The following is a 15756-nucleotide window of genomic DNA, read 5'->3' as shown; positions in this document are numbered from 1 at the left end:
CCCGCGCGTCGCGCTGGCCCGAACGCGCGGGGCGATGCCCACGCGGCTAAACAGCAGCTAAACAGCGGCCAAACAGCGGCTAGAAGAAATCCTGAGGGCGAAAATCTGATGATGAAAACCGAAGTTGGATCGATCTGCGGCGAATTGGCCAAGTCTGGCTAAAAGTTGGTGCTGCACTACAATACGAACTCGCACTTCCGTTTCACTCATTTGAACTCTCTCGCATGGCTTTTCGTCTCCCCGTTGTTGCCGAACCCGAAATCCCCGAAGGCACCGATGTCAGTGCGACCGGTCGGCTGCCGCGTTGGCTAAAACGGCCGATCCCGCGTAGCAATTCCAACCACATGACCGACAGCTTGATGGAAGAGCTGAAGTTGGAAACGGTTTGCGAGAACGCGAAATGTCCCAACCGGATGGAATGCTACAGCCAGCAAACCGCCACTTTCATGATTCTTGGCAACGTTTGTACACGGCCTTGCGGGTTTTGTGCGGTTCATCGCGGACGTCCACCGCAATTGCCCGAAGCCGACGAACCTGATCGCGTCGCCGAAGCCGCTTCGCGTTTGGGATTGAAGCATGTCGTCATCACCAGCGTCACGCGAGACGATTTGGAGGACGGTGGTGCACAGCATTTCCACGACTGTGTTGTCGCCGTTCGCGAAAAGACCGGTGCGACAACCGAAGTGCTGACGCCTGATTTTGTTCACTGCAAAGACGCTCTGAAAATCGTCATCGATGCCGCGCCGACCGTGTTCAACCACAACATGGAAACGGTTCCCCGATTGTATCGCCGAGTTCGCGGCCCCAAGAGTGATTACCGCTGGACGCTTCAAATGATGAAGCAAGTCAAGCAATACAATCCATCCGTCAAAACCAAAAGTGGTTTGATGTTGGGTCTGGGCGAAGAACGTGGCGAGCTGATCGATGCGTTTGCCGACCTGCGAGAGTACGACGTCGATTTCCTGACGCTGGGCCAATACCTGCAGCCAGGTGAAAAGTATTTGCCGGTAGTGCGCTACGTTCCACCGGAGGAATTTGACGAGATTGGCGAGATCGCAAAATCGATGGGCTTCAAGAAAGTCGCCAGCGGCCCGTTCGTACGAAGCAGCTACCACGCCCGCGACATGGCCGAGACTGAATAGGTAGCGGAAAACCGGACACGCTTGGGTGATCGTCAACTGGTAGGCCGTGTGGATTCGGTCAGCTCGGGATGCCCGGCCACTTACGCGCCCGCGGCTCACTTACGCGTCTATTACCGTAATCTGTCCGGAAATAACGGTTAATCCGGGGGGCAACTTGGCTTTGAATGGAACCATGCAAACTTGCTGACCGCCCGCAACTTTGCTGCAAGCTACGCTCTAAACGTAAGCAAGATCGTGTCCGCTGCTGCGCCGAATCGGTGCGCGCCGTCACAATCTGCATAAGCGTTCTAACACACCAGCGAAGTTGCCATGATCCACGTTCAACATCTAACGAAGACCTATGACGATCTCAGTCGCGGGAAGTTCGTTGCTGTTGATCGCATCTCTTTCTCAGTTCAACCCGGCGAGATTTTTGGTTTGCTGGGCCCCAACGGTGCCGGCAAAACCACCGTGCTGCGGATCTTAAGCACGGTTCTAAGTTCGACCTCTGGCATCGCGACGGTCGCGGGATTCGATGTTTCGGCTGACCCAGCGGAAGTGCGTAAGAGAATTGGCTTCGTCAGCAACAACACCGCCATCTATGACCGCATGACGGCATGGGAAATGGTCGAGTACTTTGGTCGGTTGCATGGGATGCCGAAAAAAGAACTGACCGATCGCGTGGAAACGTTGTTTGAACAGTTGCGAATGAACGAGTTTCGCGACACGCCCGGTGCCAAGATGTCAACGGGAATGAAACAGAAAGTCTCGATCGCCAGGGCAATGGTTCACGACCCGCCGGTGCTGATCTTTGACGAAGCAACGCTTGGCCTGGACGTTCTAGTTGCTCGAAATTTGCTTTCCGTCATTCGCGATCTTCGTGAATCCGGCAAGTGTCTGATCTTTTCAACACACATCATGAGCGAAGTCGAACGGTTATGCGATCGAATCGCCATCATGCATCGCGGCAAGATTCTGGACTCGGGGACGCTAAGCGAACTGCGATCACGACACAGCGAAAATGACTTTGAAGAATTATTCTTCGGCTTGCTCAGCAATCATGAGTCCGCAGAAAACAATGAACTAGCACACGATGTGGGGGCCGGAATCTGATGAGCGAACGCAGCGAACAACTGAGAGAAAAAGCAAAACGGGCGGGCCGGCCAAGATTGTCGGTCGTCTGGATGATCTATGCCCGCGAAATGATGGACCAACTGCGAGATCGGCGGACTCTGTTCACGATCGCGGTACTGCCGATTTTGCTGTACCCGTTGGTCGGAATGCTGTTGATGCAAATCGCGCAGTTCACCCAACAGCATCCAACGTCGATCTGTATCGTCGGCACCGATCACTTGATTGGCGATGTGCCGCCGTTGGTCAAAACAGAAACCTTCGTTGACGGGCTAACCGATAACGATGAACGTCTGGAACTGCTCTGCTACACCTGGAACGGTGTTGGCCGACACGATGGCGTCCTAAACCAAGCCAAGAACGTCAAAGAAACAACCAACAATTGGGTTCGCGACGGCATCTTCGACGCCGTGCTGGTGATCCCGCCAAAGTTCGCAGACCCGCAGGCACGAAGCTCTGACCAAGAAGCCTCGATGCAATTGCTCTACAACGTCGCGTCGGACCAATCGATGGTTGCGAGGGATCGTTTGACCGGCATTTTGTCGAAATGGCAAAGCGGTTGGGTTCGTCAGAGACTTGAAACAACCGGCATTGATATCAGCCTGCTGGCTCCTTTCAAACTCGCAGACATTGACATTGCACCGGAGCGAACTCGCGAAGCGGCATTCTGGAGCAAGCTGCTGCCCTTTATCATGTTGGTTTGGGCGATGACCGGTGCGTTCTATCCAGCGATCGACTTGGTCGCAGGTGAAAAAGAACGCGGAACTTTAGAAACGCTGCTTTGCAGTCCAGCTCTTCGCAGCGAAATCGTTTGGGGAAAACTGGGCGCGGTCACCACCTTTAGCATGATGACAGCGATCCTAAACGCGGGCAGCATGCTGGTGACCAGTTCGTTCGTATTCAAACAAATGGGTGTTGGCGGCGGACAAGTCGGTTCGCCACCAATGGTACCCATGCTGTGGTTGTTGGTTGCACTCGTTCCGCTTTCTGCCCTGTTCAGCGCGTTGGCACTTGCGGTCGCAGCGATGGCTCGCAGCAGCAAGGAAGGTCAGTACTACTTGATGCCATTGATGATGGTGACGCTGCCGCTTGTGTTGTTACCGATGTTGCCTGGAACAACCTTAACAGCCGGAACCAGCTTGATCCCAGTGACCGGCATGTTTTTGATGGTGCGATCGTTGGTCGAAGGTCAATATGCACACGCATTGATGTACTTGCCAATCGTCGCTGCAGTGACCGCAGGATGCCTGTGGTTAGCAGTGACCTGGGCACGTCGGCAATTCGAGGACGAAGCGGTCTTGTTTGGCGGTGGCGACCAGTGGGAACTGAGCCAATGGGTTCGTCACTTGTGGCGAGACCGGCAACGTGCCGCAACGCCCACACAAGCGTTTTCCTGCGGTGCGATTATCCTGGTCGCGTTGTTCTTCGGGAAATTAGTTGTCACAGAAATGCCGACAACGTTCGCCGGCATCGCGAAGCTAGTCATGATGCCGCAAATTGGCATGATCCTAGCACCCACGTTGATGATGGCGACGGTGCTAACAACGTCGCTGAAACATTCGCTACGCATTCGTTTGTCGAATCCTTTGACACTGCCAATCGCGGTGGTGTTCGGAATTTGTTTGCATCCGACATACGTCATGTTGGCTGGTTTGGTGAGCTATGCGTATCCAATTAGCGAGCAGGCAACGGCGGCGATGAAGCCGTTCACGGATCAAATCAGTTCCGCACCGCTGATGTCAGTCATCTTCTTGATGGCGGTCGTTCCAGCGATCTGCGAAGAGTTGGCGTTCCGCGGGTTCATTTTCGGTGGACTCGTTCGTAACCGAGGCAAGCTCCGTGCAATTTTTGTCACGGCGATCATGTTTGGAATTTCGCACGGCGTGCTTCAACAATCCATTTGCGCCACGTTCATGGGACTGTTGCTGGGTTATCTCGCGTTGAAAACCGGCAGCGTGCTTCCGGGCATTCTGATTCACATGACCAACAACACGCTTTCGGTATCGCTGGAACGGATCGCCCAAAGCACTCATCCGGCTGCTCAAGCGTTGGTGTCCAGCACTGGTGGCGGCCCCGAATACAATTTGGTTTGGGTCATCGCCAGCGTTGCGATCGCATCAATGTGTTTGTTCTACTTCATTCGCTTGCCATCAGTAGACGAAGATGCGAAGGCTGACCTGGTTGGCAACGAAGAAGAATTCGCAGACCCAACTGCCGCGTTGTCACCTGCTTAAGTTCCGTTGAGTAAGTGGCAAAAGCTCCCAGACTGTGGACATCGCAATCACAGGCTGGAAGCCTATGCCACTGACTAAACGTCTTTCTTGAACTCGTGTGATAATTCCGGCAACTCTTTTAGCTGCCCCACGGCGTGCGGATCTTTTTCTCGCCCAAACAGGATGTCATTGGCTCGAGCGATTGACCAGCTTGGATTTGGTCGGCTTTGTAAGACTAGTTCGTCACCTGTGCTGATTTGTCCAGCAACCATCACGCGCACGTACCAGCCCGTGTATCCGCTTTGGCCCACTTCTTTGGTCAACGACTTCACGCCCCAGCGCCGAGCGATTTTCCAGCATGGTTGTCGCGGCTGACTGACCTCGATCTCGCAAGAACCAACTCGATAGCGATCTCCGATGCAAACACTGGTTTCATCTTGGTCTTGGATCGTCAGGTTCTCACCCAAGCCGCCCGGCCCCATTTCTAGTTCGGGATGCTTCTGGTTCCACCATTGATAGTGGCTCAGGCCGTAGCACAGCATCGCCTTTTCGACTCCGCCGTGGTGCTTTTTATCGGCCACCTCGTCGCCGACGATTCCCATCGGGCCGACGGAAACGGGTCCGGCGATCGAACGTTTGTCGAACGCACTGGACCACCATCGGTGGGTCACGTCGCGGGTGGTCGGGTCGCCGCCCGAGACGATTTTGCCGATTTGGATACTGGCAATTCGAGTCATGGATCACTCCTCTTCGTGGCACCTGAAAAACGAACGCGATTCGCTGATAAAACAACGCTTTTGACGAACAAAAGCGGGCTCCCAGCAAGTCGCTCCCCCGCTGGTGAGAAAGCCTTTGTCTGCCTACAATGTGGGGCTGAAAAGGGGACTCAACGCGTGTCCTCATCCACCACTGACTAAGGAACTTTCCCCTTGGCTGACGAGAACGGTACCGACAATAACGACGAAGACACTGGCGGACCAGATGAAGACGGCATCATGGCGGCCGGTGGTGGTGCGGGCGCTTTGCGGATGATCGATTTGCCGATCGAAGAAGAGCTTCGCGACAGCTATCTGACCTACGCAATGAGCGTCATCGTTAGCCGTGCTTTGCCGGACGTTCGCGACGGGCTGAAACCGTCACAGCGGCGGATTTTGGTCGCCATGAATGACCTGAATCTCGGGCCCGGCAGCAAACGAGTCAAGTGCGCAAAGATTTCCGGTGACACGTCGGGTAACTATCACCCGCACGGTGAAAGTGTCATTTACCCAACGCTCGTTCGCATGGCCCAAGAATGGAACATGCGGCGGATGCTGGTGGACAAACAGGGGAATTTTGGATCGATCGCAGGTCTGCCGCCGGCTGCGATGCGGTATACCGAAGCGAGGTTGTCAGCCGTTGCCGCATCGATGTTGGAAGACATCAAACTGGACACCGTTGACTACATCCCGACTTACGATGAAGCACGCACCGAACCCACGGTCCTGCCGTCGAAGTTCCCCGCGCTGCTGATCAATGGCAGCGGCGGCATCGCGGTCGGAATGGCGACCAGCATTCCACCGCACAACCCAACCGAAATCTGCAACGCGTTGATCGCGTTGGTCGATAACCCAGCGATCACCGACGAAGAACTCTTCGAGATCGTCCCCGGCCCCGACTTCCCGACCGGCGGCATCATTTGCGGTCGTGGCGGAATTCGACGTGGCTACAAGACCGGTCGCAGCACGATCACGCTGCGCGCGAAAGTGTCGGTCGAAGAGAAGAAGGGCACGCGTACACGCATCCTGATCCACGAAATTCCTTATCAGCAAACGCGTGACGGCGTTGTGAAAAAAATTGCTGATCTGGTCAATGACGAACGGATCAAAGGCATCTCGGCGATTCGTGACGAGAGCGATTTGAAGGAACCGGTCCGTTTGGTCATTGAGCTCAAACGTGACGGTGATCCAGACGTGATCATCAACCAGCTTTACCAGTTCTCGCCATTGCAAACGACGTTCTCAGTCATCTTTTTGGCGTTGGTCGATGGCAAGCCGCGTGAATTGACGCTGAAAGAAATGTTGACGGAGTTCATCCGTCACCGCAGCAGCGTGATCCGCCGCCGAACCCAATTCTTGCTCGCCCGCGCAAGGCGTCGCAAGCACACCGTCGAAGGATTGTTATTGGCCCTGGCCAACATCGATCAAATCATCAAGACGATTCGCGAATCACGAACACAAGCCGAAGCCAAAGAACGGCTGATGGGCATCGAGTGCCCCGCGGCGATGATGCAGCGGGCCCTTGGCGACGAAGGCTTCAAGCAGTTCCAGCTTGAACGTGGCGAATCCGATTCGTACACGCTGACCAGTGTCCAGACCGATGAAATCCTGCGAATGCGTTTGGGTCAGTTGGTCAACTTGGAACAAGAAAAACTTGCGGGCGAACACGCCGAATTGCTGACCGAGATCATCGACTACCTAGATATCTTGGCCAGCCAGGAACGGATCTACGGGATCATCAAGGATGACCTGGAAGACATGAAGCGTAAGTTTGGTGACGATCGTCGCACCGAAATTTCGATGGAAGAACTCGGCAACATTGATCTGGAAGATTTGATCACCGAGGAAACCATGGTCGTGTCGATTTCGCACCAGGGCTACATCAAGCGAACTCCATCAAGCGTTTACAACACCCAACGTCGCGGCGGCAAGGGACTCAAGGGTGCCAAGTCCGATAGCGAAGACCCCATCGAACACTTGTTCGTCGCCAGCACCCACGCATACCTGCTGTTCCTGACCACAGCGGGCAAAGTTCGTTGGCAAAAGGTTTACGACTTGCCGCAATTGGCTCGTGACGCCAAGGGCCGCGCGATCGTCAACTTGCTGAACCTTGAAAAAGACGAAAAGGTCGCCGAGTGTTTGGCAATCCGCGACTTTGACCAAGAAGGTTACTACGTCGTCATGGCCACCCGCAGCGGCTTGGTTAAGAAGACGCCTCTGGAACAGTATAGCCGTCCAAAACGTGGTGGCATCATTGCGATTAAATTGCGTGATGGTGATGAATTGGTCGAAGCGAAAGTGGTCGGGCCTCGCGACGAAGTGATCCTGGTAACGTCTAAGGGAATGGCGATTCGTTTCCGCGAATCCGACGCACGCCCCATGGGCCGCAACACGTCCGGCGTCAAAGGCATCAAGTTGGTCGGCGATGACTACGTCGTCGGCATGGTCGTTGCTGATCCCAACGCGACCCTATTAACTGTTTGCGAAAATGGCTACGGCAAGCGAACCTACTTTGGTCCCAATGCCGACGATGCCGTTGCCGAATCAGACGCCACCGATGATTCAAACGACGAAGCCGATGATGATTCAGTAGCAGCGGATGATGACACTGGCGAAGAAAACAGTGGCGAAGAAGTCAGTTCAGCATCGGGTGCTCGCTATCGAACTCAGAAACGTGGCGGCAAGGGATTGCGTGACATTCGCACCAGCGACCGAAACGGCAAGGTGATTGGCATCGCTCGCGTGGACGAGGGTGACGAGATCTTCATGATGACCGGCAAGGGTAAGATCCAGCGGATCGCTGCCGGCGACATCAACGTCATCGGCCGTAACACTCAAGGCGTTCGAATCATGAACGTCGACGAAGGCGACAACCTGATCGCAGTCGTCCGAGTCCCTGCGGAAGAGGAATCCGAAGCCGAAGTTGTCGAAGGCGAGGTCGTTGAAGGTGCAGTGGTTGAAAGCGGTGGCGAACCTTCTTCCGAAACACCAGCAGCCGAACCACCGTCGGAACCTGATTCGGACGCGTAGCATTCATCCCCACTGAATGTTCAATGTGTTGAGGCATGCGATTGTCCGCGCAGGGCGTCGTGCAGTTTCCCACCTCCACCGCGTAGCGGGCAGAGGTTGGACGCTTGGGCAGCCGGAACGGAGCAGCATTGCTCGAAAGCCCTCTCTCACGCTTTGGCTCGACCTCTTCCAGGGGACGTCGAACAGACTAAATGTAAATAGTCGTTGATCGCTGCGCTATCGGAATGTTTGGGAATAGCCCCGGAGGTCTGTCATCGCTGCGCGGCTAGATTAATTGGTTTTGGGCAGCCATTACGACATTGATAAGCCGGACGTTCTCGTGAGCCGCGGGCCAGTTCGATCGCCTTTCCCTAAAGACTGTTTCAAAACGTAGCTGATCCCGCCAGGGTTCAGTCCAACGCCATGAAGAGTTTTGGTCCCGGAAAAAACGTGTTAGTTCGTTTAGCCGCGTGGGCATCGCCCCGCGCGTTCGGGTCAGCACAACGCGCGGGGCGATGCCCAACGCGGTTAAACGATTTAGAACCCCTTCAAGGCGTTGGGTTCAGTCCACGATCGGATGAAGCTCGACTGAACCCTGGCGGGCCCAGCTACGGGAAAATCGGAAAGCTATTTCGGGACAGTTCCCTAGACATCCGCAGCGTTGGCGGACGTCTGTGCGCAATCACCATTAAGCAGGGCAAGACGACACCAACCCATCTAACTCACTTTTAAAATTTGCCATGAAACTGCGACACACCCGACGACGACTTCTTTCTGTTTTAACGATCACCGCATTGACCGTTCCAATGACTGCAAACATCGCATTGGGACAAAGCGGTTCCAGAAGCTACGGAACCAGAAACACCCAGGCGACAACCAACCGCCCGGCAGTCAAAACCAACTCGATGATGAACCATCGCAGCACGGTCAAGACCAAGATCGGGCTCGATGGTTATTGCCCGGTTTGCGTCGTGATGAAGAAAGCATGGGAAAAAGGAAGCCCAAACATCAGTTCGACCTTCGACGGTGTGACTTATTACTTCCCAGGTGAAAACATCAAAGCGATGTTTGACGCCAGTCCTGAAAAATTTGTTCCGGCTCTCAATGGTGACTGCATCGTTTGTTACGAAAAGGCTGGCAAACGTGTGCCGGGAACCGTTCAACATCCAGTGCTGCACAACAGCCGTCTTTACCTGTTCCCCAGTGCCAATGAAAAAGACGCGTTCAAGGCAAATCCTGCTGAGTTTGCGAACACCGACTTGGGTGCTGATGGCGAATGCGTTGTCTGCTTAGTCAAGATGGGAAAACACATGCCCGGATCGACTGATCATACGGTGATTCACAATGGTCTGCGTTACCTATTTCCGTCGGACAACGAAGCCAACATGTTTCGCGGGTCTCCTGAACAGTTTGTTTCAAAGCTTGAAATGATGAACAAGTCAGGCATGAACGCAACCCAAAACGGGGTTCGCTTGGTTGGACGAAGCGGATGTGCGGCATGCGAATTTGGTGTCACGCCATTGTCGGCCCCCGATGAACTTGGTTTGGCCGTTGTCGGAAAAGATGGCAGCGTCACGGTCGTCGAAGGCGCTCACAAGAACTACCCGCAAATCTACAAAGACCGTTTCGGAAATAAGGAACTTGCTGTTGAAGGTAGGATCGTGAAGACCCAAGGAAAAATCTCATGGCTTCAGCCCTCATCGCTGAAAGTGATCAAGTAAAGAACTGTCCGAAATGACTTCCCGATCTTCCCGTAGCTGGGCCCGCCAGGGTTCAGTTCATCAGGAACGATACTCGACTGAACCCTGGCGGGACCAGCTACGAAAGGTTTCGCCTAATTTCCTAAGCAAACGCATGTCGTTTGCGGAGGTTGTACGGCAATGCCCTGCCGTATGACCTTTTTTTGTATCACCACCGAGACAGTTTCGCCCAAGTTGATATCCCCGTAAAAGGATTCCAAGTCATGCTTCAACAAATCATTCCAATTCTGTTTCTCGCTCTTACGACTTCAGTCGTGCTGGGGCAAGAATCGGATACCTGGGCGGATGTGAACGTTTCGGCAACGATTGAACAAACGAAAACCGGCGAAGCCGAATTGGTCGTCACCGCAAAGGTTTTCGATGGCCTTCACATCTATGCTCAATCACAACCGAAGCCATTTCTTGCCACCAAGATCGCGATCACTGATCTTCCAGATCGAATCGAATCGGTTGGAGAGTTCGTCGCTGATCGAAAGCCGATCTTAGTTCAGCATGAATCACTCGGGATCGAGTTACACGAATTTGAAGGCACCGTCCAATGGCGAGCCCCGCTGACCATCCGCGACGAGTTGGCAACCGAAGTATCCGATCCACCCGAAGTTCTCGCCGGAACCGTTTTCGCGCAAGCCTGTGAAGGTGACCGCTGCTTCGCGCCCACGACTTATTCCTTCAAAGCCGACTACCAAACGGTAAAATCTGTCGCCGCTTCAAATCAAAATTTAAGCGATGATACAGCTAGTTTTTCGCTCTCGAATCTTCAGGTAACGTCGTCGCAAACTCAATCCGCATGGTCGGTCATTCCGCTGGCTTTCGTAGCCGGATTCTTGCTCAACCTTATGCCTTGCGTTCTGCCTGTCGTTGGCCTGAAACTATTGTCGTTCGTCCAGCAGGCCAATGCTGATCGCAAACAAATTCTATTGATGAACTTGGCGTACACTGCCGGGTTGTTGTCGGTGATGTTGATCCTGGCGACGTTTGCCGTATTCGCCGGGCTTGGTTGGGGCGAACAATTCAGCAGCGCCGGATTCACGGTCACCTTGTCGGCGATCGTTTTCGCGTTCGGCCTCAGCTTTCTTGGTGTTTGGGAAATCCCGCTTCCAGGATTCATTGGCGCTGGCAATGGAACAACGAAACAGGAAGGCTACGGTGGAGCATTCAGCAAGGGCATTCTAAGCACCCTGCTAGCGACACCTTGCAGCGGACCGTTTCTGGGTGCGGCTCTTGCGTGGGCTGTCACCCAGCCGACCTACTTGACGTATTGCGTTTTCGCGGCGGTGGGCCTTGGTATGGCCAGTCCCTACTTGGTCGTTGGATTGTTCCCATCGATGATTCGTTTTCTGCCCAAGCCTGGCAATTGGATGGTCACGTTCAAGCAGTTGATGGGTTTCGTCATGCTGGCCACGGTCGTGTATCTGATCAGTTTCATGCCGATCGCGTCGGTCGTTCCCACCGTACTTCTGATGCTGGGGATTGGGATGGCCGTTTGGTACGCCTCGCAAACGCCCGGCTACGCGCCCGCCCGCGAACAAGTGAAAGCTTGGAGTATCGCAACATCCATGGTCGTGGTCACGGCACTGGTTTCCTTCGGTTGGTTGCAAGACGTCATGCAATCACGATTCGAGCGGGCTGTCGGCCGATTCGTCGCCAGCCAAACGACTGGTGCAGCACTTGTTGATGCAAAGATTCAAACCGTATCAGAAAATCAGTCGCCTGATCACATTGCCTGGAAAACGTACTCGCCCGAATTGTTCGAGTCGCTGGTTCGCGATGGCAAACCGGTCTTTATCGACTTTACCGCCGACTGGTGTTTGACCTGTAAAACGAATGAAGCGTCCGCGATTGAAACCGATGCGGTCGCGGCAGCGCTTCGCGAAAGTGGCACCGTCGCACTGCGTGCCGATAAGACCGAATCAAATCCCGCCGTGGATGAACTGTTGCGAAAGCTTGGCAATTCCGCGGCATCCATTCCGTTCTACGCAATCTTCCCAGCCAACAACCCCAGCGAACCGATCTTGCTTGATGGGCTTTTCTCGTCGGGTGAACCGTTTGTTGAAGCATTGACCCGAAAACCGGAACAATCACGAATCTCGCGAGTCAGCTACTCAGTTGAATAACTCGCAAGATCTTTTCAACACCACTGTGTGACTCTCGACCACAAAAATTTGTATTACATCGCATTAGGAACATCAGGATGCTTACGAGTCTCGAAGGATCTATGACTGAATCGATGGAGGCCCAATTTACTGGACTCAGCGCAGAGCACCTGATGCAGTGGGCGGCAGAGGAGTTTGGCGACTCATTGGCTGTCAGCACTAGTTTTGGAATTCAGTCTGCGGTGACGCTACACATGGCAACGCAAATCATGCCAAACGTCCCGGTCATCTGGGTCGATACTGGATACCTGCACGAAGAAACGTACCAATATGCAACGACACTGACTCGTCGGCTTGGCCTGAACTTGAAAGTCTATGAATCGGCATTGAGCCCGTCGCAAATGGAATCACGTCTAGGACGACTTTGGGAAAGCGAGAACCTTGAAGACCTAAACAAGTACGATCAGATTCGCAAAGTTGAACCGATGAACCGTGCGCTAGCAGAGCTCAATGTTCACGGTTGGGTTTCGGGGCTTCGAGCCGACCAAACTGATTTTCGTAAGCATCTGCCGCCAATCAAACGAACCGGCACACGCTATCGCATCTATCCCATTTTGGAATGGACCACTCGGGATGTCTATCGCTATCAACAACAACATCACTTGCCGCAACATCCTCTCTTTGAACAAGGTTACGCAACCGTCGGTGACTATCATTCAAGCCGTCCGTTATCGACGACTGATGACACCGAACGAAACACCCGATTCCGGGGAATGAAACAGGAGTGCGGTTTGCACACCTAATTGGAAGAATCACACCCACCAAGTTTCATTGCCCACCGAAGTTTCAATCTACACAATCTAATGGCGATGCTCATGCGAAACGACCTACTCAACACGACTTGCGCGTTCCTGTTCACTTTCTCAGCGATGACAATTTGCCTTACGCTTTCCGGATGTTCACCACAGGATATCGTCGATTCGGTCGAGAAGATCCAGGGGTCTAACAACGCGATGCCGATGGGAAAGATGGCGATGCCAGATCCCGCCGACATTGTGTTCAAAGATGAAGTCCAATCCAATATCGAAGTCCCCACGGGGCTGGACGGTTTAGTATTCTTGGACACGACGGGAAAACGTGTTGCCTTGAAAGAATACTTGGGTAGCAAAAATGTTGTGCTTGTATTCACGGAGGGATTTGGCGGTGGCATGTTGTGTCCGTTCTGTAAGACACAAACCTCTCGCTTGGTTGCCAACTACGACAAGTTCGAAAAGCTGGATACTGAAATCCTGGTTGTGTACCCAGGCGCTCGCGATCATTTAGATGAGTTTGTGGAAGCCGCCAAAAAAACAGAAAAGGCTGCCGTCGATAGCGTTCCCTTTCCATTGGTGCTTGACGAAGACCTCAGCGCCGTTGGCTATTTCAACATCGCGTCGAACTTGGCCCACCCGTCAACTTTCATCATCGACAAAAGTGGAAACGTGCGTCTGGCCTACGTCGGTGCAGACATGTCGGCGGATCGTCCGTCCGTTCGTGCGATGCTGGGAGTGCTTAGCGATGCCAATGGATCGTAAGACGCAAACGATTTCTCGGATGCATGTTGTTCGCGGAATTTGCCCATGAACGACGAAACGGTTGAGTTGGAAGACAATAGCTTTGTCGCCGTCGCCATGCGGCACGGTCTTTTGGAACGGCATCACGTCGAAAAGATCCTGGATCATTCGCTGCAAGCAAACGTCCAGCCGTCTGACGCAGCCCTGTCTCTGTCGATGCTTGAATTGTATGAAGTCGATGCGATCAATTTATTGTGTCGCCCCGAAAGCCTTGCACCCGGATATGCGTTAACAGGATTGATGGGCTGCGGCGCGGGTGGAATGGTGTTCCGGGCGCACCAAAATGCGCTCGGCCGTGACGTTGCATTGAAAACCATCAACGTGCGATCTCGAAACGCTTCGACCACTGGCCAATCACGGATGCAACGCGAAGCCCATGCGATCGCAAGCTTGCATCATCCCCACATTGTTACCGCATTTGACAGTGGCTTTCATCAAGGACGTTTCTTCATTGCGATGGAGTTGGTCGAAGGCGAAACACTGGCGGAGTTCATTCGCCGACAATCACCGATTCCAGAAGACGTGACATGGTTAATCGCGCGGCAAGTCGCTTCGGCGCTTTCCCATGCCAACGATGCCGGGATCACCCACCGTGACATCAAGCCAGCCAACTTATTGCTCAGCCACGCACCGGCAGGAACGAACTTGCCACCCGGCGTTCCCTTCGTGAAGGTCGCCGACTTTGGATTGGCTTTCGAATCCCAAGAAAATGACGCCAGCCAAATCACGGCAACCGGCACCACGCTTGGCACGCCCGCGTATGTTTCGCCTGAACAATTACATGACACCCACGTCGATGCGCGAGCCGATATCTATTCAATGGGCGCAACCGTTTACCACATGTTGACCGGGCTGCCACCGTGTTCTGATCGATCAGCGATGCGGACAATCATGCAAAAATCAGTCGGCGATGATCGCTGGCGAGACGAAATCGATGCGTCGGTATCGAAACAATCCGTCGCACTCTTTCGCGACATGACTGAAACCAATCCAGAAGATCGCATCGCAGATTATGAAGAACTGATATCGAGGATCGATGAGTTGGTTGACATCGATCGTCGCTCGTCCCCCAAGACCCGGTCTGCCGTTCGCAGAAACGCTGACGCAACGCATGATCGCCGTATGAAAACGAAGGGCTTCGTTACTATCGTTCTGATTGTCGTTGGGATCACCGCCGCCATCGCGTATTCGCACAGCCGATCAACTGAGGTGACGGAAGCAAACGAGGCAGCGGAAGAGTGGATAGTCGATGGATTCCCGCAGCCTTTATTCAATGGAGAAAGTGTTCCGCTTTTCCGCCAATCCGGAAGCTGGTCTCCGGGCGTTGCAAGCGATGGCAGTCGCGTCTTGGTCGGTAGCGAAGGTTCACAGATGACAATTCCGCTGACGAAATCAGAAAATGATTCGCCGAACTTGCGGTTACGGTTCGGCTTGCGGCTTTCGGTGGACAGCGTCGTCGAAGTTAGCTTCATGCATTCGGATCAGAGTACGCAATGCGGTGTTCTTCGCTTTGATGGATACACCGCAGCGTTTCGATCGTCCGCCAGTTCACCTGATTCAGATTCGTCGACTTCGATGACATTTAGTCCGTCGCCCAACCAAGACCCCATTTTTCAAAGTCTCACCTTTCAGCGAACCAAAAAATCTGCGTCGTTGACGATCAACGGCGACCCGATCGGCAACCTTCCATGCGACGCAAGTTCGATCACATCAATCAAGCTACGCTGCATCAAGAATGCAGCAACGTTCGCCGACATCGACATCGTCCGACTATCGCCACTTTGATTGGGTGCATTTCGCGGCTTGCAAAAGATGTCGTAATTTGCTGGATTCCAGGCTTTAGCCTGGCCCTTTTTGTTGAGTGCTCAAACGGCTAGGGAAATGTCTTGGCGAAATCTTTCGTAGCTGGGCCCACCAGGGTTCAGTCGGGCACAGCCTGGGCTGCGCAACTGGGATCTGATGGGGCTTTTGTTATTTAGGCCGGATCGCTTCCTATCGAACGTGGCAGGACTTGGCGGCGGAAAGCGGTCAGGGTCGTTCCAAGTTGCTTGTCGACCCAAG

10 protein-coding genes are annotated in these 15756 nt (G+C 53.8%); 9 read left to right on the top strand and 1 reads right to left on the bottom strand.

Annotation, left to right across the window (positions count from 1 at the left end; translation table 11 throughout):
* Positions 1-224: 224 nt before the first annotated feature.
* The 3 genes from lipA (at position 225) to RC85_RS12165 (ending at position 4486) form a co-directional block, all read left to right on the top strand.
* Positions 225-1142 carry a lipoyl synthase gene (gene lipA, locus RC85_RS12175; RefSeq protein WP_068263004.1) on the top strand — a complete coding sequence of 306 codons (918 nt, stop codon included), beginning with the start codon at positions 225-227 and terminating at the stop codon, positions 1140-1142.
* Positions 1143-1451: 309 nt separating this feature from the next.
* Positions 1452-2234: an ATP-binding cassette domain-containing protein gene (locus RC85_RS12170; protein WP_068263001.1), complete on the top strand. Its 783-nt coding sequence runs from the start codon at positions 1452-1454 to the stop codon at positions 2232-2234.
* Positions 2234-4486: an ABC transporter permease subunit/CPBP intramembrane protease gene (locus RC85_RS12165; protein WP_068262999.1), complete on the top strand. Its 2253-nt coding sequence runs from the start codon at positions 2234-2236 to the stop codon at positions 4484-4486. Before RC85_RS12170 ends, RC85_RS12165 begins: the two co-directional genes overlap by 1 nt.
* Before the next feature lie 74 nt (positions 4487-4560).
* Here RC85_RS12165 and RC85_RS12160 read toward each other — a convergent pair whose 3' ends face one another.
* Positions 4561-5202 (bottom strand): MOSC domain-containing protein, encoded by a 642-nt coding sequence (locus tag RC85_RS12160; RefSeq protein ID WP_068262996.1) that lies wholly within the window; start codon positions 5200-5202, stop codon positions 4561-4563.
* A 258-nt stretch (positions 5203-5460) separates the two neighbouring features.
* Between RC85_RS12160 and gyrA the strand changes: the two genes are divergently transcribed.
* From gyrA to RC85_RS12125, 6 genes are all read left to right on the top strand, one after another.
* Positions 5461-8250, top strand: a complete 2790-nt coding sequence (gene gyrA / locus RC85_RS12155) for a DNA gyrase subunit A (protein ID WP_235033506.1) — start codon at positions 5461-5463, stop codon at positions 8248-8250.
* A gap of 719 nt (positions 8251-8969) precedes the next feature.
* On the top strand, positions 8970-9950 hold the full coding sequence (locus RC85_RS12145; protein WP_068262994.1) for a hypothetical protein: 981 nt from the start codon (positions 8970-8972) through the stop codon (positions 9948-9950).
* A 242-nt stretch (positions 9951-10192) separates the two neighbouring features.
* Complete coding sequence (locus RC85_RS12140) at positions 10193-12103, top strand: protein-disulfide reductase DsbD family protein (protein WP_149752908.1); 1911 nt, start codon at positions 10193-10195, stop codon at positions 12101-12103.
* 101 nt (positions 12104-12204) lie between these two features.
* Entirely contained in the window at positions 12205-12885 is a 681-nt protein-coding gene (locus tag RC85_RS12135) for a phosphoadenylyl-sulfate reductase (protein ID WP_202907968.1), read from the top strand.
* Between the two features lie 126 nt (positions 12886-13011).
* Positions 13012-13656, top strand: a complete 645-nt coding sequence (locus RC85_RS12130) for a peroxiredoxin family protein (protein ID WP_162273202.1) — start codon at positions 13012-13014, stop codon at positions 13654-13656.
* 45 nt (positions 13657-13701) lie between these two features.
* The gene (locus RC85_RS12125; protein ID WP_068262988.1) at positions 13702-15480 is read left to right on the top strand and encodes a serine/threonine-protein kinase; all 1779 of its coding nucleotides are present in this window, start codon (positions 13702-13704) and stop codon (positions 15478-15480) included.
* Positions 15481-15756 lie beyond the last annotated feature (276 nt).

The organism is Rubripirellula obstinata, assembly GCF_001642955.1.
Classification (GTDB): Bacteria; Planctomycetota; Planctomycetia; order Pirellulales; family Pirellulaceae; genus Rubripirellula; species Rubripirellula obstinata.
The sequence above is the reverse complement of the archived record's forward strand: the minus strand, read 5'-3'. Positions and strand labels throughout refer to the sequence as shown.